This window comes from Stenotrophomonas sp. 22DLJC03, assembly GCF_056861405.1.
Genome location: NZ_JBSPUG010000002.1, coordinates 363780 through 382729 on the forward strand (window position 1 = coordinate 363780; position 18950 = coordinate 382729).

22 protein-coding genes are annotated in these 18950 nt (G+C 65.9%); 9 read left to right on the forward strand and 13 right to left on the reverse strand.

Going from position 1 to position 18950, the window contains the following annotated elements; all coding sequences use genetic code 11:
* Positions 1–27: 27 nt before the first annotated feature.
* Positions 28–2196 carry a M3 family metallopeptidase gene (locus AC13GA_RS07585; protein WP_046984354.1) on the reverse strand — a complete coding sequence of 723 codons (2169 nt, stop codon included), beginning with the start codon at positions 2194–2196 and terminating at the stop codon, positions 28–30.
* A gap of 130 nt (positions 2197–2326) precedes the next feature.
* Here AC13GA_RS07585 and AC13GA_RS07590 point away from each other — a divergent pair, with 130 nt between their 5' ends.
* Positions 2327–2806: a glutathione peroxidase gene (locus tag AC13GA_RS07590; RefSeq protein ID WP_046984353.1), complete on the forward strand. Its 480-nt coding sequence runs from the start codon at positions 2327–2329 to the stop codon at positions 2804–2806.
* 28 nt (positions 2807–2834) lie between these two features.
* On the opposite strand, the gene AC13GA_RS07595 is transcribed toward AC13GA_RS07590, so the two are convergent.
* From AC13GA_RS07595 to AC13GA_RS07615, 5 genes are all read right to left on the reverse strand, one after another.
* Positions 2835–3392, reverse strand: coding sequence for a TlpA disulfide reductase family protein (locus tag AC13GA_RS07595; protein ID WP_295379225.1), 558 nt, complete (start codon positions 3390–3392; stop codon positions 2835–2837).
* 109 nt (positions 3393–3501) lie between these two features.
* Positions 3502–4281, reverse strand: a complete 780-nt coding sequence (locus AC13GA_RS07600) for a ferredoxin--NADP reductase (protein ID WP_046984352.1) — start codon at positions 4279–4281, stop codon at positions 3502–3504.
* A gap of 80 nt (positions 4282–4361) precedes the next feature.
* Complete coding sequence (locus AC13GA_RS07605) at positions 4362–6233, reverse strand: ABC transporter ATP-binding protein (RefSeq protein ID WP_046984351.1); 1872 nt, start codon at positions 6231–6233, stop codon at positions 4362–4364.
* A 240-nt stretch (positions 6234–6473) separates the two neighbouring features.
* A complete protein-coding gene (locus AC13GA_RS07610) occupies positions 6474–6923 on the reverse strand; it encodes a carboxymuconolactone decarboxylase family protein (RefSeq protein ID WP_099784772.1) in 450 nt (149 codons plus the stop codon).
* Positions 6924–6959: 36 nt separating this feature from the next.
* Entirely contained in the window at positions 6960–7856 is an 897-nt protein-coding gene (locus AC13GA_RS07615) for an RNA polymerase sigma-70 factor (RefSeq protein WP_482997801.1), read from the reverse strand.
* Positions 7857–8014: 158 nt separating this feature from the next.
* Between AC13GA_RS07615 and AC13GA_RS07620 the strand changes: the two genes are divergently transcribed.
* The 3 genes from AC13GA_RS07620 to AC13GA_RS07630 all read left to right on the forward strand — a co-directional run bounded on the left by AC13GA_RS07620 (position 8015) and on the right by AC13GA_RS07630 (position 10683).
* Positions 8015–9532: a fumarate hydratase gene (locus tag AC13GA_RS07620; protein WP_046984349.1), complete on the forward strand. Its 1518-nt coding sequence runs from the start codon at positions 8015–8017 to the stop codon at positions 9530–9532.
* Between the two features lie 122 nt (positions 9533–9654).
* Positions 9655–9990 carry a hypothetical protein gene (locus AC13GA_RS07625; RefSeq protein WP_482997802.1) on the forward strand — a complete coding sequence of 112 codons (336 nt, stop codon included), beginning with the start codon at positions 9655–9657 and terminating at the stop codon, positions 9988–9990.
* Between the two features lie 57 nt (positions 9991–10047).
* On the forward strand, positions 10048–10683 hold the full coding sequence (locus AC13GA_RS07630; RefSeq protein ID WP_253078165.1) for a glutathione S-transferase family protein: 636 nt from the start codon (positions 10048–10050) through the stop codon (positions 10681–10683).
* Positions 10684–10777: 94 nt separating this feature from the next.
* On the opposite strand, the gene arsC is transcribed toward AC13GA_RS07630, so the two are convergent.
* From arsC to AC13GA_RS07645, 3 genes are all read right to left on the reverse strand, one after another.
* Positions 10778–11119 (reverse strand): arsenate reductase (glutaredoxin), encoded by a 342-nt coding sequence (arsC, locus tag AC13GA_RS07635; protein ID WP_253078164.1) that lies wholly within the window; start codon positions 11117–11119, stop codon positions 10778–10780.
* Positions 11119–12273, reverse strand: a complete 1155-nt coding sequence (locus tag AC13GA_RS07640; protein WP_046984345.1) for a phospholipase A — start codon at positions 12271–12273, stop codon at positions 11119–11121. Before AC13GA_RS07640 ends, arsC begins: the two co-directional genes overlap by 1 nt.
* Before the next feature lie 118 nt (positions 12274–12391).
* Positions 12392–12877, reverse strand: coding sequence for a DUF456 domain-containing protein (locus AC13GA_RS07645; RefSeq protein WP_253078163.1), 486 nt, complete (start codon positions 12875–12877; stop codon positions 12392–12394).
* A 235-nt stretch (positions 12878–13112) separates the two neighbouring features.
* Between AC13GA_RS07645 and AC13GA_RS07650 the strand changes: the two genes are divergently transcribed.
* On the forward strand, positions 13113–13322 hold the full coding sequence (locus AC13GA_RS07650) for a cold-shock protein (RefSeq protein ID WP_046984344.1): 210 nt from the start codon (positions 13113–13115) through the stop codon (positions 13320–13322).
* A 72-nt stretch (positions 13323–13394) separates the two neighbouring features.
* Here AC13GA_RS07650 and AC13GA_RS07655 read toward each other — a convergent pair whose 3' ends face one another.
* Together AC13GA_RS07655 and AC13GA_RS07660 are read right to left on the reverse strand one after the other, a co-directional pair.
* On the reverse strand, positions 13395–13889 hold the full coding sequence (locus AC13GA_RS07655; protein WP_046984343.1) for a glycine zipper 2TM domain-containing protein: 495 nt from the start codon (positions 13887–13889) through the stop codon (positions 13395–13397).
* Positions 13890–14025: 136 nt separating this feature from the next.
* Entirely contained in the window at positions 14026–14463 is a 438-nt protein-coding gene (locus tag AC13GA_RS07660) for a hypothetical protein (RefSeq protein ID WP_482997803.1), read from the reverse strand.
* Positions 14464–14543: 80 nt separating this feature from the next.
* Here AC13GA_RS07660 and AC13GA_RS07665 point away from each other — a divergent pair, with 80 nt between their 5' ends.
* Positions 14544–15371, forward strand: coding sequence for a tRNA threonylcarbamoyladenosine dehydratase (locus tag AC13GA_RS07665; RefSeq protein WP_046984341.1), 828 nt, complete (start codon positions 14544–14546; stop codon positions 15369–15371).
* A 77-nt stretch (positions 15372–15448) separates the two neighbouring features.
* On the opposite strand, the gene AC13GA_RS07670 is transcribed toward AC13GA_RS07665, so the two are convergent.
* Together AC13GA_RS07670 and AC13GA_RS07675 are read right to left on the reverse strand one after the other, a co-directional pair.
* Positions 15449–16222 (reverse strand): TatD family hydrolase, encoded by a 774-nt coding sequence (locus AC13GA_RS07670; RefSeq protein WP_482997804.1) that lies wholly within the window; start codon positions 16220–16222, stop codon positions 15449–15451.
* A complete protein-coding gene (locus AC13GA_RS07675; protein WP_099784760.1) occupies positions 16219–16434 on the reverse strand; it encodes a DUF6116 family protein in 216 nt (71 codons plus the stop codon). Before AC13GA_RS07675 ends, AC13GA_RS07670 begins: the two co-directional genes overlap by 4 nt.
* A 163-nt stretch (positions 16435–16597) precedes the next feature.
* Here AC13GA_RS07675 and AC13GA_RS07680 point away from each other — a divergent pair, with 163 nt between their 5' ends.
* The 3 genes from AC13GA_RS07680 to AC13GA_RS07690 all read left to right on the forward strand — a co-directional run bounded on the left by AC13GA_RS07680 (position 16598) and on the right by AC13GA_RS07690 (position 18940).
* Positions 16598–17437 carry a glycine zipper 2TM domain-containing protein gene (locus AC13GA_RS07680; protein ID WP_317233321.1) on the forward strand — a complete coding sequence of 280 codons (840 nt, stop codon included), beginning with the start codon at positions 16598–16600 and terminating at the stop codon, positions 17435–17437.
* 131 nt (positions 17438–17568) lie between these two features.
* Positions 17569–18111, forward strand: a complete 543-nt coding sequence (locus AC13GA_RS07685; RefSeq protein ID WP_482997805.1) for a GNAT family N-acetyltransferase — start codon at positions 17569–17571, stop codon at positions 18109–18111.
* Between the two features lie 172 nt (positions 18112–18283).
* Complete coding sequence (locus AC13GA_RS07690; protein WP_253078194.1) at positions 18284–18940, forward strand: glutathione S-transferase family protein; 657 nt, start codon at positions 18284–18286, stop codon at positions 18938–18940.
* Positions 18941–18950 lie beyond the last annotated feature (10 nt).

The following is an 18950-nucleotide window of genomic DNA, read 5'->3' on the forward strand; positions in this document are numbered from 1 at the left end:
TCTCATTTCACACTACCGCACTGGCGATCAGTTGCCGGCGCCGGTCAGGCCACGCTTTTCCAGCAGCGGTTCGATCTGCGGCTCGTGGCCGGCGAAATCGCGGAACAGCTGCATCGCATCCACGCTGCCGCCCTTGGACAACAGGGTGGCGCGGAAGTGGTCGCCGTTCTTGCGGCTCAGGCCGCCGTTGTCCTTGAACCACTTCTGGGTGTTGGCGTCGAGTACTTCCGACCAGATGTAGGCGTAGTAGCCAGCCGAGTAGCCGCCCATGATGTGGCTGAAGTACGGGGTCTTGTAGCGCGGCGGGACCGGCGCATAGTAGATGCCGTCCTTCTCCAGCGCGGCGCGCTCGAAGGCCATCACGTCCTTGGCGGCCGGCACCTGGTCCGGACCGATCTGGTGCCAGCGCTGGTCGAGCATGGCCGCACCCAGGTACTCGGTGGTGGCAAAGCCCTGGTTGAACTTGGCAGCGGCCAGCACCTTGTCCAGCAGCGCCTGCGGCATCGCCGAACCGTTCTGGTAGTGCTTGGCGTAGTTCTTCAGGATGGCCGGGTTGTCCGACCACATTTCGTTGACCTGCGAGGGGAACTCGACGAAGTCACGCGGCACCGAGGTGCCCGAGAAGTACGGGTACTTCACGTTGGAGAACATGCCGTGCAGGGCATGGCCGAATTCGTGGAAGGTGGTGTTCACCTCATCCCAGGTCAGCAGCGTCGGCTGGCCGGCCGGCGGCTTGGGAATGTTGAGGTGGTTGGCCACCACCGGCTTGAAGCCGGTCAGCTTGGACTGCGAGACGTAGGAATTCATCCACGCACCGCCACGCTTGGACGCGCGGGCGTACGGGTCGAAGATGAAGATCGCCAGCTGGCTGCCGTCGGCATCGAACACGTCATAGACGGTGACGTCGTCGTGGTAGACCGGCAGGTCGGTGCGCTGCTTGAAGGTCAGGCCGAATTCCTGGCCCGCGGCGTAGAACACGCCGTTCTCCAGCACGTTCTTCATCTCGAAGTACGGCTTCAGCTGCGATTCGTCGAAGTTGTACTTGGCCTGGCGCACCTTCTCGCTGTAGAACGCCCAGTCCCACGGCTCAAGGGCGAAGGTCTTCTTGCCGGCGGCCTTCTGTTCCTTGTCGATCATCGCCTGCAGGTCGGCGGCTTCGCGCTTGGCATTGGCCACTGCGGCCGGAGCCAGCTTGCCCAGCATCGCGTTGACCGCTTCGGGGGTCTTGGCGGTCTGGTTGGTCAGGTTGTAGGCGGCGAAGTTCGGGAAGCCCATCAGCTTGGCCTTGTCGGCACGCAGCTGCATGATGCGCGAGACCAGCGCGGTGTTGTCGAACTCACCGCCGCGGCTGCCGCGGGTGGTCGAAGCTTCGTAGATCTTCTGGCGCAGGGCACGGTTGGCCAGGTTGGTCAGCGGCGGCTGGCCAGTGGTGTTGAGCAGGGTGATCACGTACTTGCCGTCCAGGCCACGGGCCTTGGCGGCTTCGGCGGCAGCCGCGATCTGCTCCTTGGACAGGCCGTCCAGCTCCTTGACGTCATCGACGGTGATCGCCGAGGCGTTCACTTCCGACTGCACGTTCTGGCTGAACTTGGTGCCCAGGTTGGCCAGCTCGGCATTCATGGCCTTCAGCGTGGCCTTGTCGGCCTCGGACAACTTGGCGCCGGCGCGTACGTAGTTGTCGTAGTACTTCTCGACCAGGCGCACGCCTTCGGCGTCCAGGCCCAGCTGGCTGCGGGTGTCGTACAGCGCCTGGATGCGGGCGAACAGCTTGCCGTTCAGCGCGATCGCATCGCTGTGCGCGGCGAACTTCGCCGAGTAATCGGCCTGCAGCTTCTTACGGGTGTCGTTGGTGTCGGCGCCGACCAGGCTGAAGAACACGGTGGTCGCGCGATCCAGGGTGTCACCGCTCTTTTCCAGGGCGATGATGGTGTTTTCGAAGGTCGGCTTGGCCTTGGTGTTGGCAATGGCCTCCACTTCCTTCAGCTGCTGCGCCATGCCAGCGTCGAAAGCCGGAGCGAAATCGCTGTCCTTGATCTTGTCGAACTGAGGGAAGTGCAGTGGCAGCGGGCTGTCGGCGAAGAACGGGTTGGCTTGCTGGGCGCTGCTGGCGGCGGCCGCGGTGGCGGCGCTGGCAGCGTAGGCGGGCAGGGCAAGGCCGAGGGTCATGGCCACGGCAAGGGCAAGGCGAGTGGTCAAGGTAATAGCTCCGGTAAGGCAAACAAGGGCCCGAGGGTAACCCGGCCCGGCGCGCCGGCACTTGTGTCAAAAGGCATGTTGTCGGGGCCGGGCGCGGGTACCATGCGTTCACCGCCCACGGCCCGCTGCCATGACCACTGCCTACGATTTCAGCTTCCGTGACCTCGACGGCCAACCGCAGCCGCTGGCCCGCTACAAGGGCCACCCATTGCTGCTGGTCAATGTCGCTAGTCGTTGTGGCTTCACCCCGCAGTACACCGGGCTGGAACAGCTGTGGCAGGAGTACCGCGAGCGCGGTCTGGTGGTGATCGGCTTCCCGTGCAACCAGTTCGGCGCGCAGGAGCCCGGCGACGCCGCGCAGATCCGCCAGTTCTGTTCACTGGACTATCCGGTCAGTTTTCCGCTGTCGGAGAAGATCGAGGTCAATGGCGAGGGGGCCGAGCCGCTGTGGGCATGGCTGTCACGCGAGAAGCGCGGCCTGCTGGGCAGTGCCCGCATCAAGTGGAATTTCAGCAAGTTCCTGGTCGACCGCCAGGGGCGGGTGGTATCGCGCCATGCGCCCACCACCAGGCCGGAGCAGTTGCGCAGCGCGATCGAAGCGCTGCTGTAACAGCTGCCGGTCGCCTTGGGCGCAGCGCTCAGTGTCCCAGCGCTGGTACGCCTGCCTGGCGGTTGCGGACCTCTTCGGGCAGGGCTTCGATCACCTGTTGCATGATCCGCGGCAGGCTGGCCTCGCTGTAGCCGCGATGGGCATGGACGATGGTGCCGTCGCGGCCGACGATGAACATGTGGGGTACGGCGACGATGCCGAACTGCTCCGCCAGCGCACCGCCAGGATCATGCAGGTACTCCAGCTTCGGCCAGTCACGCTGGCGGATCAGCCGGCTGACCTCCAGCCGCGGTTCGCCCCAGTTGACCGCGTAGACCTTCAAGGCGTCCTCGCCAATCACCTGCTGTAGATGGGCCAGGATCGGCAGTTCCTTGCGGCAGGGCCCGCACCAGGAGGCCCAGAAGGTCACGATGACCACCTTGCCGCGCTGATCGGCCAGATTGACCGGATTGCCCTTGCGGTCGTTGCCCAGCGCCTGCGGCGGCGTTTCGCCGCGTGCAGGCGGCGCAGCCCACGCCGGAACCGCTGCCAGCAGCAGGGCGACAATTGCCCAAGCCCGCATCCAGTGCGGGATCGATGTGTTCATCATCCGTGTATTCCCCGGGAGGGCCATCGGCCCGTGCGGGGGGACGATGCCTGCAATGCGCAAGGTGCGCAACAGGTCGCGTACAAATGCGGGGCCAGGGCCCCGCGCTTTACTTCTCGACGAACGCGCGCTCGAACACGTAGTGGCCCGGCTGGCCAATACGCGGCGAGACCTGGAAGCCACGGGCATCGAGCACGCTGCGCAGGTCGGCCAGCATCTGCGGGCTGCCGCAGATCATCGCGCGGTCGTTCTCCGGGCTCAATTCCGGCAGGCCGAGCGTGCGCTGCATCTCGCCGCTTTCCATCAGCTGGGTCAGGCGGCCCTGGTTGGCGAACGGCTCGCGGGTGACGGCCGGGTAGTACAGCAGCTTGTCGCCGATCATCTCGCCCAGGAACTCGTGCTCACGCAGTTCCTTCTCGAAGTAATCGCGGTAGGCCAGATCCTTTTCGTAGCGGACGCCGTGGCAGAGGATCACCTTCTCGAAGCGTTCGTAGGTTTCCGGGTCCTTGATGACCGACAGCCACGGCGCCATGCCGGTGCCGGTGCCCAGCAGATACAGGTTCTTGCCGGGGTGCAGATCGCTGATCAGCAGGGTGCCGGTGGGCTTCTTGCCGACCAGCACCTTGTCACCCGGCTTGATGTGCTGCAGGCGCGAGGTCAGCGGGCCGTCCTGCACCTTGATGCTGAAGAACTCCAGATGCTCTTCCCAGTTGGCGCTGGCGATGGAATACGCACGCAGCAGCGGCCGCGCCTCGGTTTCCAGGCCGATCATCACGAACTGGCCGTTCTCGAAGCGGAAACCGCTGTCGCGGGTGAGGGTGAAGCTGAAGTAGGCATCGGTCCAGTGACGGACCTCAAGCACCGTTTCGGCGCCAAAAGCGGAGGACATGGGCGTATCTATCGGAAGTCGTCGGGGGTGATTCTATCTCAAATGAGACAGGTTCTCATTAGGCGGAACGAGAGGCGTTCTCAGCGGTAACCCGCCGCCTGCAGCTCGAACAGCTCGGCATAACGACCGCCCTCGGCCATCAGCTGCTCGTGGGTGCCGCTGGCCTCGATCCGGCCATCGGCCAGCACCAGGATGCGATCAGCCATGCGTACCGAGGAAAAACGGTGGGAAATCAGCACTGCGGTGCGATTATCCGCCAGTTCCCTGAACCGCTGGAACACCTCGAACTCACTTCGCGCATCCAGCGCCGCCGTTGGCTCATCCAGGATCATCACCTGCGCGTTGCGCATCCATGCACGGGCGATGGCGATCTTCTGCCATTGACCACCGGACAGGTCCACGCCCTGCTTGAAGCGGCGGCCGATCAGCTGGTCGTAGCCGGCGGGCAGGTCGTCGATCACTTCTTCGGCCATGCCGCGGCGCGCGGCGTCGGCGATGCGCGCCTGGTCGTCCATCGCCTCGACCTGGCCGACGCCGATGTTCTCGCCGGCGCTGAGGTTGTAGCGCACGAAGTCCTGGAAGATCACCCCGAGATTGGCGCGCAGGTCGTCCAGGTCGTAGTCGCGCAGGTCGCGGCCATCGAGCAGGATGCGGCCCTCGTCTGGTTCGTACAGTCGCGCCAGCAGCTTCACCAGCGTGGTCTTGCCGGCGCCGTTCTCGCCGACCAGGGCCAGCACTTCGCCGGCCCGCAGCTGGAAATCGAGGTGGCGCACGGCCCATTGCTCGGCATCCGGGTAGCGGAAGCCGACGTTCTCGAACACGAAGCCTTCGCGTATCGGCTGCGGCACGCGTACCGCACCTTCGCGCGAGTGGATTTCCGGCTGGATCTGGAAGAACGAGAACAGGTCATCCAGGTACAGCGCCTGGCTGGCCACCTGCGAGAACCCGATCAGGAGGCCTTCCAGCAGCTGGCGCAGGCGCAGGAAGCTGCCGGCGAGGAAGGTCAGGTCGCCGATCGAGAAGTCGCCACGCACCGTGCGCCATGCGATGTAGGCGTACGCTGTGTAGTAGCCCAGCGTGCCGAGCGCAGCCAGCAGCGTGCCCCAGAACGCACGCCGCCGTGCCAGTGCACGGTTGGCCTGGAAGAGTGCTGCAGACAACCTGCGATAGCGTTCCACCAGGAAGCGATGCAGGTTGTAGATCTTCACTTCCTTGGCCGTTTCCACGCTGGCACCCAGCTGGCGCAGGTAGTCGAGCTGGCGGCGCTCCGGCGTCCACTGGAAGTTGAGGCTGTAGCCGGCCGCGTTGAAGTGCGATTCGCCGATGAAGGCCGGCACCAGCGCCAGCACCAGCAGCAGGATCAACCATGGCGCATACACCAGCAGGCCGACGGCGAGGCTGGCCACGGTGATCGCGTCCTGCACCTGGCCGAACAGCTGGCTCATCAGGTTCATCCGGCCCATGGTCTGGCGCCTTGCACGGTCCAGCTTGTCCTGCAGGTCCGGGTCCTCGAAGTCCTCCAGGTCCAGTGTTGCCGCGTGTTCCATCAGCCGGATGCTGGTGACGTTGGCGAACAGTTCCGACAGCAGCGCATCGGCATAGCTGACCAGCCGGCCGAGCAGATCCGAGGCGATGGCCAGGCCGAGCTCCAGCGCCAGCAGGCCCAGCAACGGATTCAGCACGCCGCTGGACAGTGCTTCGCCCAGTGGCGGGAAGCCAGCGTCGTGCTGGCTCAGGTGCAGGGCGCTGTCGATGATCAGCTTGCCGACGAAGAGCATCGCCACCGGCAGCAGTGCACGGATCAGGCGCAGCCCCAGGCTGGCGAGGGTCAGGGCGGGGCTGGTCTGCCAGACCATGCGCAGGAACGGCGGCAGGTTGCGCATCGCCTTGAAGCGCTGGCGCAGGCTGGGTTTCTTCGCGGCGGCAGCGCCGGCAATGGGAGAGGCTGGCATGCCGCCATTGTGCGCGCCTGATACGTGCAGGTGGGGTCAGGGCAGCCGTGTGGCCGCCGGGGTCGGATCCTTTTGCTGCGCAAAGGGCTCTGACCCCACCAGCCAGATCGGGTCAGAGCCCTTCGCGTTGCGAAGGGATCCGACCCAACCACATCCACGCATGGCGTGGATCTACCGTGTCGACCAAGGTCGACACCTACCAACAGCTGCAGGAACCTGACCCACCCGGCTGGCCCCCTTTTACGGCAGCGGCGGCAGCAGCCCAGCCCCCAGCCGGTTCCAGGCATTGATCACTGCAATGCCCATGCTCAGGTCACTGATGCCTTTCTCATCAAAGTGCGGTGCCAGCGCATCGAACGCCGCCTGCGACGGTGCGCCATCGGTCAACCGGGTCAGCGCCTCGGCCCAGCCCAGCGCTGCGCGCTCGCGGTCGTCGAAGAAGCGGCTTTCGTGCCAGGCGGGCAGCGTATCCAGCTTGCGCGGCTCGATGCCGCCCTTGCGCAGCGTGGTGGCATGCATGTCCATGCAGTAGCCGCAGCCGTTGAGCTGCGAAACGCGCAGGAACACCAGTTCCATCAACGTCGGATCGATCGAACTGTCATGCACTGCCTTGCTGGTGGCCAGCAGGCCCTTGAAGGCCTCGGCGGCCAGGCGGGTGTAGGGAACACGGGGAGAGGCGTGGTCGGACATTTTCGGCTCCACGGCGGCCACGGTGGCCGCCTTTCATTACAAGGACGCCGCACCGTCACCGCGCGTGACAACGTCCGGCAACTTTTCCGGATTCAACACGCTGTACACGTTGGCGATGCGGCCATCGACCACTTCGATGGTGGTGATCGAGTGCAGGCGATCGCCCTGGAAACGCAGGATCGCCGGTTCGCCATTGACGTAGCCCAATTGCGCCGGATGCACCGCGCCGCGGCGGGCGATGGCCCAGAACAGGCGGCCGATGCGTTCGGCGCCCAGCAGCGGGCGCACCGCTGCGGTGACCACGCCGCCACCGTCGGAGACCAGCAGCGCGTTGGCGTGCAGCAGGGCCTGGATCGCCTCGCTGTCGCCGCGCTGGGAGGCGTCCATGAAGCGCGTGAGTAACTGCCGGTGCTGGCCTGCATCGGCGTTGAAACGCGGTCGTCCGGCCTGCAGGCGTTGCCGGGCACGGTGCACCAGTTGACGGCAGTTGGCCTCGCTGTGGCCGATCAGGTCGGCGATTTCGCGGTAGTCGTGGTCGAAGGCCTCCTTCAGCAGGAAGGCGGCGCGTTCCTCGGGGCCGAGCTGTTCGAGCAGGGTCAGGAAGGCGACCGAGACGTCGTTGGCCAGCGCATGCAGCTGGGCCGGACCGGGCGCCGGGTCAGGCTCGAGGCTGACCGCCAGCGGTTCGGCCAGCCACGGGCCGACGTAGTGCACGCGCTCGCGCTTGGCCGCGCGCAGCCGGTCCAGGCCGAGCCGGGTGGTGGTGGTGACCAGCCAGGCTTCGGGGTCGCGGACGGCCGCCGGGTCGGCGCCGGACCAGCGCAGCCAGGCATCCTGGACCACGTCTTCGGCGTCGGCGCGGCTGCCGAGCAGGCGGTAGGCCAGCGCCATCAGGCGCGGGCGGTGGGTCTGGAAAGCGGTTTCGGCGTTCATGTGGGCAAGGACGCCGTAGTGGCGCATGGCGTGACAGGGGAGGCGGGGTCAGATCCCTTTCCCTGGGAAAGGGATCTGACCCCTGACTCTACCTGCGGCCGGGGGAGGGGGTAAAATGGGCGGATTACCTCCGCCAGCCTTCAGCAAGCGAGCAATCCGTGACATCGATCAAGCAGGAAGACCTCATCCAGTCCATCGCCGACGCGCTGCAGTACATCTCGTACTACCACCCGGTCGACTACATCAAGAACCTTGCCGCCGCCTATGAGCGCGAGGAGTCGCCGGCCGCGAAGGAAGCGATGGCGCAGATCCTGATCAATTCGCGCATGTGCGCCGAAGGCCACCGTCCGATCTGCCAGGACACCGGCATCGTCACCGTGTTCCTGGAAATCGGCATGGACGTGCGCTGGGATGACGCCACCATGGGTGTGGAAGACATGGCCAATGAAGGCGTGCGCCGCGCCTACATGCACCCGGACAACAAGCTGCGCGCCTCGGTGCTGGCCGACCCGGCCGGCAAGCGCATCAACACCAAGGACAACACCCCGGGCGTGGTCAACGTCAAGGTGGTGCCGGGCAACACGGTCGAAGTGATCGTCGCTGCCAAGGGCGGTGGTTCGGAAGCCAAGACCAAGTTCGCCATGCTCAACCCGTCCGACTCGATCGTCGACTGGGTGCTGAAGACCGTGCCGACCATGGGCGCCGGCTGGTGCCCGCCGGGCATGCTCGGCATCGGCATCGGCGGCACTGCCGAGAAGGCGATGCTGCTGGCCAAGGAAGCGCTGATGGAGCCGATCGACATCACCGAGCTGCAAGCCCGTGGTGCGTCCAACCGCATCGAGGAGCTGCGCCTGGAGCTGTACGAGAAGGTCAACGCGCTGGGCATCGGTGCGCAGGGCCTGGGCGGCCTGACCACCGTGCTCGACATCAAGATCAACGATTACCCGACCCATGCGGCCAACCTGCCGGTGGCGATGATTCCGAACTGCGCCGCCACCCGCCATGCGCACTTCACCCTGGATGGCAGCGGCCCGGTGATGCTGGACCCGCCGTCGCTGGAAGACTGGCCGAAGCTGACCTACGATTCGTCCAAGGGCACCCGCGTGGACCTGGACACGATCACCCCAGAGGACGTGGCCAGCTGGAAGCCGGGCCAGACCCTGCTGCTCAACGGCAAGCTGCTGACCGGTCGCGACGCGGCGCACAAGCGCATGGTCGACATGCTCAACAAGGGCGAGCAGCTGCCGGTCGATCTGAAGGGCCGCTTCATCTACTACGTCGGCCCGGTCGATCCGGTGCGTGACGAAGTAGTGGGCCCGGCCGGCCCGACAACGGCCACCCGCATGGACAAGTTCACCCGCCAGGTGCTGGAACAGACCGGCCTGCTGGGCATGGTCGGCAAGGCCGAGCGCGGTCCGGCGGCGATTGAAGCGATCCGTGACAACAAGTCGGCCTACCTGATGGCCGTCGGTGGTTCGGCTTACCTGGTGTCCAAGGCGATCAAGGCGGCCAAGGTCGTTGGCTTCGCCGACCTGGGCATGGAAGCGATCTACGAGTTCACCGTGCAGGATATGCCGGTGACCGTGGCGGTGGATTCAACCGGTGAATCGGTGCACAAGACCGGCCCGCGCGAATGGCAGGCCCGCATCGGCAAGATTCCGGTGGTGGTGGAGTAATCCTGCCGCGCATCCGGTTCAAGCAACGGCGCCCGTGTGGCGCCGTTGTTGTGTGGTGAGGGTTAACGAACCTGCAGCATCTGCTCTGCTAGGCTCGGCGCGACCTCACACAGGACGTGTTCATGGGCCTGCATCGATTCATCGCCGTTGCGATCCTGCTGGCCCTGGCCGGCTGCAGCAGCACATCCTCGTACGAAGGTGCGGACTTCTCCGCCTCCTCGCAGTGCCGCATGCAGTGCCAGGCCGACTATCGCAGCTGCATGGCGCGGGGCAGTATCGGCAGCAACGACTTCAGCTGCGAACAACAGATGGTGCCGGCGCCGGACAAGCGCTGCAAGGACGTCACCAACCCCGAGTTGCGCCGCTCCTGTGAACTGAAGGCGCATGACTGCGCGATACGCACACCGATCATGTCCTGTGGCGAAGGCCGCGATACCTGCATGAGCCGCTGCGGCTGAGCAACGACCGCTCGCGTGGGCGCATAATCGGCGGATCCATCCACACAGGAGCCGCGCATGAGCACCACGCTGTATGGTTCAACCAGTACTGCCGCGCTGGTGGTCCACTGGCTGCTGATCGAGCTGGGCATCGAGCACGAACTGGTGCTGCTGGATTTCGACGCGCGCGAGCACAAATCAGCGGAGTATCTGGCGCTGAATCCGGCCGGTGTGGTGCCGACGCTGCTGATCGATGGCCTGGTACTGACCGAAGCGGCGGCGATCGCACTGTATCTGGCTGACCGCCATCCGGAGGCCCACCTGCTGCCCGCACTGGGCACGCCGCAGCGCGCCGATGCCTACCGCTGGATGTTCTGGTGTGCCAATACGCTGCAGCCGGCCTATCGTGCCTGGTTCTATCCGCACGAAGTGGCGGGCGAGGCAAACGTGGAGGCCAGCCGCGAGATGGCACGGCAGCGCCTGGAAGCGGCCTGGCAGCATGTGGCCACGCACCTGCAGGCACACGGACCGTACCTGCTGGGCGCGACGCCCTGCGTGGCCGACTGCATGCTGGTGATGCTGATGCGCTGGTCGCGCAACATGCCTAAGCCCAGCGACACCTGGCCGCCGCTCAAGGCGCATGCCACGGCGATGAAGGCACGCCCAGCGTTCGCCGAGGTGTACCGCCGCGAAGGCATCACCGACTGGCTGTAGTCCGTTCTGTAGAGCCGAGCCATGCTCGGCTGCATTCATGGGTAGCATGCGAACCGCAGCCGAGCATGGCTCGGCTCTACCAAAGCGGGGTGGGTTACAGGACTTCCAGCACCGTTTCCGGTGGGCGGCACAGCCGGGTGCCCTTGGGCGTGCGCACCACGGGGCGGTTGATCAGCCGCGGGTGCTCGGCCATCGCCGCCAGCAGGCTGGCATCGTCAGCATCTTGCAGACCGAGTTCGGCGAACCGCGCTTCCTTGCTGCGCACCAGGTCACGCGCGCTCAATCCGGATTCGGCCAGCACCTGACGCAGCGTGGCCACGTCCGGTGGGTCGCCCAGGTACTCGATCACTTCCGGCTCGAAGCCGGCATCGCGGATCAGCTTCAGTGCGCCGCGCGAATTGCTGCAGGCCGGGTTGTGCCAGATCGTCACGACCATCAGAACCACTCCAGCAGGGACACGCCCACGCCCACGTAGGTGGCCTTGTGATTGTAGTCGATCAGGCTCTCGCCATAGCCATCGAAGACCTGCACATGGCCGCGCAGCAGATTGCTGATCGGGAAGCCGTAATCCAGCTGCAGGGCGCCGTGCGAACGGCTGCCGGTGCGCAGCGAATGGCGCGCCATCAGCGAGACTTCATGGCCGTTGCGGTTCCAGGTCAGGGTCGCGTCGCCGCGGCCCATGTAGTCCTCGATGTCCGGGTTGTTGTCGTCGCTGCGGGTCTCGGGAATGCGGTACCACGGCCGCAGCACCAGCGCCCAGTTCTCGCGGTCCAGGCCGATGTTGAGCATCACCCGGTTCCAGCTGCGCGACAGCGGGTCGGCACGACCGTTGGACTGGTGGTTCAGCGCGATGCCGGTCATGCGGCCGCGCCAGCCACCGATCGAGTAGCCGTTGCGGAACACCATCATCACTTCCGGCTCGTAATTGGTTTCGCGGAACGGGCGCGAATCCTCGCCGTTGTAGGCCTGCCAACGCGAGCTCTGGGTGTAGCCGGCCCAGATGTCGCCGTTGTCGCCGAACAGGTTCTCGGCGATCTTGGTCTTGAAGCTGATCTGGAACTTCAGCTCGGCACTGTCCAGTACCTGCGGCGTGGTGACCGTGTTGGCCGGGTTTGGCGAATGCGGCGTGGTGTTGCGGTCGCTTGTCCAGAACGCGGGCAGCAGGTACACCGGCTTGTACGCACGCAGCTGGAACGGCCCCAGCTTGGAGTCTTCGGCCAGTTCCCAGCGGCTGTCCAGCAACGAACCTCGGCCGGCATTGGCCAGCGCGCTGTCCGGCGCAGAGGGGCGGAACAGGTCGCTGACCCGCTCGCGCAGCTTCTCTTCGCCCTGGCTTACGCGTGCGGTCTGGCGCTCTTCGCGACGGGCCTGCGCGGCCGCCTCGGCAGCGGCGTCGGCAGCGGCCGTGGCCTGCGGGGTGTGCGCGAACAGGCGGTCATAACAGGCCAGGCGCGCAGCGTCGGTGGTAATGGCGGCGCAAGCCGCCGGCGAGGTATCGGTGCCGGGAACGAATTCCTGCGCGGCCAGCGGAGCACTGGCCAGGGCCAGCGCCAACGGCGCAAGGCGGGGAAGCAGCGGGGGGAGGGTCATTCCAGCAGGCCCTTCGGTGAATACGGGGATCGCACAGTGTGGCGGCTGCACCGGATCACGGCCAGCCCCCACTGTTTATGCACGGCCACGACGTGCGCAGGGCGTGAAGACGGAGGTGTCACAGGAACCAGGCGAAGGCGAACAGGCCCAGCATGGCGATCACCACGGCCAGTTTCAGCGCCAGGCCGAGCAGGATGCCGAGCCAGGTGGCCAGCCCGACCTTGGTTGAGCGGCCCAGTTCGCGGGTGTGCCAGTACTCGCCCAGCAGGGCGCCGATCAACGGCCCGGCGAACAGGCCGATCGGCATGAAGAACAGGCCGACGATGCTGCCGACGAAGGTGCCCCACAACGCCTTGCGGCTGGCGCCTACCCGCTGCGCGCCGACCACAGTGGCCAGCACGTCGGCCAGCAGCGACAGCACGGTCAGTACGCCTAGCGCGATCAGCGTGGGCCAGCCGACGTGCGCGAAGCCGTCGGCCCAGGCCGCCAGCAGCAGTCCGATGAAGACCAGCGGGATCCCGGGGAGGGCCGGAAGGATGATCCCGGCGATGCCGACGAGGACAAAAATGACCGCTAGCAGATATAAGATGAATGAGAGTCCCATGCTGTCCCGTATGGTCGCCGTTTTGGGGTTGACAGTGAAAGATTTTGCCAGTTGCTTTTTCGTTTTGGGCGGGTTAAGTTGCAGTCGCTGAGCTTGGCAAGGTCACCGTGGATCGTGGCCTGATGAAGCAAGATCTTTCCGATCCGCTGCATCGATGCACCTCGCTTCCCCCTTGCTTGTCAGCCGCCCACCAGGCGTTTCCAACAACAAGAGAGAGTCAAAGGGAGTTAGTGAGATGGCTGATCGCGAGACCGGTACCGTAAAGTGGTTCAATGATGCGAAGGGCTTCGGCTTCATCAGCCGACAGAATGGCGAGGACGTGTTCGTGCACTTCCGTGCCATCGAGACCCAAGGCTTCAAGAGCCTCAAGGAAGGCCAGGCCGTTACCTTCGAAGTCGTGCAGGGCCAGAAGGGCCTGCAGGCTGACAAGGTCCAGCCGGCGTAATACCTGCCGCACTCCGGCATGAAAAAGGCCCGCGCAAGCGGGCCTTTTTCTTTGCTGTCGGCCCGCCGCAGGTCAGCGCAGAATGACCCGCCCATTGACCACGCGCACGTAGGTGTTTTCGCGGATGCCGCCGAGGTCGCGCTGGTTGACCACGATGGTGCGGCCATCGTCCATGCGCACGCTGATGTCGTAGGTATCGCTGGTCACGTTCTTCTGGATCTGGTTGCCGGCCAGGGCGCCACCGACCGCGCCTGCAGCGGCAGCGATGTTCTTGTTGCCGCGGCTGCCGCCGGTGTGGTCGGAGATCTCGTGGCCGGCCACGGCGCCGACGATGCCGCCGAGGATCGCGCCGGTGGCGCTGGGCGCCGTGCGGCCGGACTGCACGGTGTTGATGCGGGTGACGATGCCGCAGTCGGCGCAGCGGCCCTGGTTGTAACCACCATTGTTGCCGTAGCCGCCATTGTTGTAGCCGTTGTTGTAACCACCGCCACCGTAGCCGCCGGGGGTGGCACAGCCGGCCAGGGCGAGGGTTGCGATGGCGCTGGCAGCGATGAGCTGGATCTTCATGGGGCTTCTCCTGGCCGTGAAGGCGGGTGCGTTGGGTGGTACTGCGTCATGCAGCAGGGTGGACGAATCCTCTCCTTTCGAACGTGAACAACGCGCCAACCATGCGTGCCTTGGCCGGCTGCAGGATGAATGCGTGTCAGCGGTAGTCCTGGTGGCAGGCACGGCAGTCCGCCTGCAGTGTTTCCACCACTTTGGCCAAGGTGGTGCAGTCGCTGGGCGGCGCAGCCAGCGCGCTGTTGAGGTTGCCGCGCAATTGGCTGGCATGCTGCTGGAACTGCGCACTGTCCTTCAGCCCGGGAAAGGCCAGGTCCAGATCGTTGGACAACAGGCGGATGGCCTGCAGCCGCGGAACGCTGTCGACAAGGCTGCAGCGGTTCTGCTGCTGGGCCTGCTGCAACATCTGCGACTGCCGTTGCATCACCTGCATGAGGCTGTCCGGGAACGGGTCACGGCGGGCCTGCAGGGCACGTCCCACCATCACCGTGGCAATCAGCCCGATCAGCAGGCCCAGGCACAGCACGAACAGGTAGCGATAGGCAGTGGACGGGCGGCGGTGGGACGGGCTGGCGTTCATGGCGGGCTCTCCGGGCGTGCAACGGTGGGTTCGATGCCAGCGCGCTGTAGGCACCGGCGCCTGCACGTTAAAATAGCCCGATGAACGAACAGGTCAAACAACGCTTTGCCGGCATCGAACGGCTGTATGGCGTGGGCGCGCTCGAGCGCCTGCAGGGCAGCCGCGTGGCAGTGGTGGGGATGGGCGGGGTCGGCTCGTGGGTGGTGGAGGCACTGGCGCGTTCAGCGGTCGGCCACCTGACCCTGATCGACGCCGATGATATCTGCGTGTCCAACACCAACCGGCAGCTGCCGGCGATGGAAGGCAACTATGGGCGCAACAAGGCCGAGGCGATGGCCGAGCGTTGCCGCGCGATCAATCCGGAGATCGAAGTCGATGCGGTGCAGGCGTTCCTGACCGTGTCCAACATGGCCGAACTGCTGGACCGTGGTTTCGATCTGGTGATCGATGCCTGCGACAGCTTCCGGGTCAAGGTCGAGACGATCGCCTGGTGCCGCCGCCGCAAGCTGCCGCTGTTGACTGTCGGTGCCGCCGGTGGCCGTACTGATCCGACCCTGGTGCGCATCCGCGACGTCTCGCGCACCGAGCACGACGCCATGCTGGCGCTGATCCGCAAGAAGCTGCGCAGCGAGTTCAACTTCCCGAAGAATGCCAAGCGCTACTTCGGCGTGCCAGCGGTGTACTCGCTGGAGAACGTGAAGTACCCGCAGGCCGACGGCAGTGTCTGTGGCCTCCGCCCGAACCTGGGGGCCGATGCGGCACTGAAGCTCGATTGCGGCGCCGGCCTGGGCGCAGCCACCCATATCACCGGCGCGTTCGCCTTCGCCGCTGTCGGCAAGGCGTTGGAGATGCTGCTGGAGCCGAAGAAGGTGAAGGCTGAAGTGGTCGAGGATCACGCTGACGCGTGATCGGTAGCGCCGGGCCATGCCCGGCGTAGGGTCCACCGCGGTCGTTACAGCGTGCCGACCAAGGTCGGCACCTACCGTTACATCGTGGGCAGGTTGAACAACCGCCGCGCATTTTCCGTCGTGGCCTGCGTCAGCGCATCCAGCTCGATTCCGCGCAACGCCGCCACATGGCGGGCGATGATTGCCAGTCGTGCGGGTTCGTTGCGCTGGCCGCGGATGCCGGCGTCGGGCTGGTCCGGGGCGTCGGTCTCCAGCAGCAGTTGTTCCAGCGGCATCTCCCGCACCAGTCGCTGCAGTCGCTGCGCGCGCTCGTAGGTCAACGGTCCGCCCAAGCCCAGCAGGAATCCATGCCTGTGCAGCTGTGCGGCCTGTTCGGGGCTGCCGGAGAAGCTGTGCACCACGCCGCGCAGGCCGCCGATGCGACGGATCGCGGCGATCACCGCATCCACCGCGCGCCGCGCATGCACGATCACCGGCAGCTCGAACTCACGGGCAAGTTCCAGCTGGCCGATGAAGTACGCCTGCTGCGTCTCTGCATCCAGGCCTTCGACAAAGAAATCCAGGCCGCATTCGCCGATCGCGCAGGGGCGTTCGCGCTCGATCCACTCGCGCAGCTCGGACAGGTGCCCGGGGCGGTGCTCGGCCAGGAACATCGGATGCAGGCCGTAGGCCGGATACAGCCCCGGGGCCAGCCGGCAGACCTCGCGCAGCTTCGGCCAGCTGGCCGCGGTCACCGCCGGCACCACCTGCTGGTGCACGCCAGCTGCCTGTGCGCGCTCGACCACGGCGGCGCGGTCGCGGTCGAACTCGCTGGCGTCCAGGTGGCAGTGGCTGTCGACCAGCAGGTTCAACGCTGCTCCAGGGGCGGTGGCGTGGTCGCGCTCCGGCTCTTCCAGTTGGCCAGCAGCAGGGTGCCAAAGCCCAGCACCAGTTCGTCGACGAACGGAATCGGGTCGGGGATGAACAGGGTCAGCGCGAACAGGCCTGCGGTCAGCTTGAACAGGGTGGGGTAGCGCAGCCGGCGCGCCCATTGCAGGACCGGCAGCAGCATCGGGTTGGCCATGGCGGAGGTCCTCCTGGGGAATGTGCAAACGCTACCACGGCCCCAGCATTTCCAGATGCTGAATGGGTTACGGCAGTGAGCAGGAAATGTGGAGATTCCGTTCAGGCACCGCATGCTGCAATCTGGCCTGAGAACGTTGCGGACGGTCCGCAAGGAGCAGGTCATGAAAAGCACAACTACAACTGTCCTGGTCGCAGCGGGCGCGCTGCTGGTCGGTGGTATCGCAACCGCCGCCTTCATGAAGAGTGGCGACAAGTCGCCTGAGCAGCTCAGCGCCGGAAACCCGAGTGAATCGCGCCTGGTCGATGGCAATGCCACCGACGATGGCGCACGTGGCGACGCAGTGGACGCCAGTGCGCCGCGTGGCCTGGAATATGCCGATGTGCTGAAGGTCGATCCGATCACCGAGAAGCAGAAGGCCTATGCCACCGTGATCGGCACCGATCCGGTACGCGAGACGTCCACTACCCAGACCCCGCATGAGGTGTGTCAGGACGTGGTGGTGCAGGAACGCCTGCCCGAGCGTGACGGCAACGTCGGTGGCACCGTGGTCGGTGCCGTGGTCGGTGGCCTGCTGGGCAACCAGGTGGGCGGCGGCAATGGCAAGAAGGCCGCGACCGCTGCCGGCGCCGTGGCCGGTGGCTTCATCGGCAACCAGGTCGACAAGCGCCATGTGGGTGGCCGCGTGGTCAACCGCACCGAGCGTCAGTGCCACACCGAAACGGCCACCTCCGAGTCGAGCCGTGTCACCGGCTACAACGTGACCTACCGCAATGAAGACGGCACCACCGGCACCATGCGCATGGGCAGCAAGCCGGGCAACCGCATCGCCATGGGCACCAGCGATGTGGTCAAGGGCTATAACGTGACCTACCGCTACGACGGTGCAGAGAAGACCGTGCGTATGGACAACAAGCCGGCCAGCGATCGCCTGCCGGTGGTCGATGGCCAGCTGGTCACCCAAACCGCGGCTGCCGGCGCTACCGCCGCGACCCGCCAGTAATCCATCCGCACCACGCAGTACCTGACGGGCCGGCACATGCCGGCCCGTTTCGTTGGGGACGCCGATGTTCATCCGCGCCGGATGTGGGTCTACCATCATGGGCCTTCCCATCACTGCGATATGGAATCGGCATGAGCATCTTCGACCTGCGCCTGGAAACCGAGCGCCTGATCCTGCGTCCACCGCAGCGTGACGACTATGAGCAGTACCTGGCCTTCTGCGCCGACGAAGAGGTGATGCGCACGCTCGGAGGTGTGCAGCCGCCCTCGGTCGCGTGGCGGGGCTTCTGCAGCCTGGCGGGGGCCTGGCAGCTGTTTGGTTTCTCGATGTTCAGCGTGATCGAGAAGTCCAGCGGCGAGTGGGTCGGCCGGATGGGACCGTGGCAGCCGCAGGACTGGCCGGGCACCGAGGTCGGCTGGAGCATCCGTCGCGCCAGCTGGGGCAAGGGCTATGCCCCGGAAGCTGCCACCGCCGCGATCGACTGGGCGTTCGACACGCTGGGTTGGGATGAGGTGGTCCACACCATCGCAGAGGACAACGAGAACTCCCGCGTGGTCGCGCGCAAGCTGGGCAGCACGCTGCTGCGCATGGGCGAGCTGCCGCCGCCGTACAACGACAAGCCGATGCAGATCTGGGGGCAGTCGCGCGATCAGTGGCGGCAGCGCGCACGCTGAGCGTTGCCCGGTAGTGCCGGCGCTGGCCGCCAACCTCTTGGCAGGATTCGTGCGATTGCCGGCCAGCGGCCGGCACTACAAGGGTGCCATGCTGCACCCGCGCTTGGCATTCACCGGTGCGCTTGCCAGACTGCCCGCAGCCGGCCGCCGGCCGGATTCGATGGAGCAGGCAATGCTGGAAGAGCGCATCCCGCTGACGGTGCATGGCATGTCGGTCTCGGGTAACTGCCACAAGGTCCGCCTGCTGCTGGAGCAGCTCGGCAGCCGTTACCGCTGGGTGGAAGTGGACAGCGCCCATGGCCAGACCCACACCGCTGAATTCCTCGCGCTGAATCCGAATGCCAAGGTGCCGCTGATCGTCCGCGACGATGGCCGCGTGCTGACTGAATCCAATGCGATCCTGTTCTGGCTGGCCGAAGGTACCCCTTACCTGCCCAGCGACGGCTGGGAGCGTGCGCAGGCGTTGAGCTGGATGTTCTTCGAGCAGTACACGCACGAGCCCTGCGTGGCAGTGGCGCGCTTCATCCGTGGCTGGACCACACCGGATTCGCCGCGCCGCGCTGAACTGCCGCGCCTGCACGAGCGCGCCGCCAACGCGTTGGCGGTGATGGAGCAGCACCTGCGGCAGGCGCAGTGGTTCACCGGCAGCGGATACGGCATTGCCGACATCGCCCTGTTCGCCTACACCGATGTGGCGGGCGAGGGTGGCATTGCGCTGGATCTCTTCCCGGAGGTGCGCGGCTGGCTGCAGCGCGTGCGCGCGCAACCGCGCTTCCTGCCGATGCCGGCAGTGACCGCCGAGGTCCGTGCGCGCTTCGAGGCCGCGTGACTCTCACCAA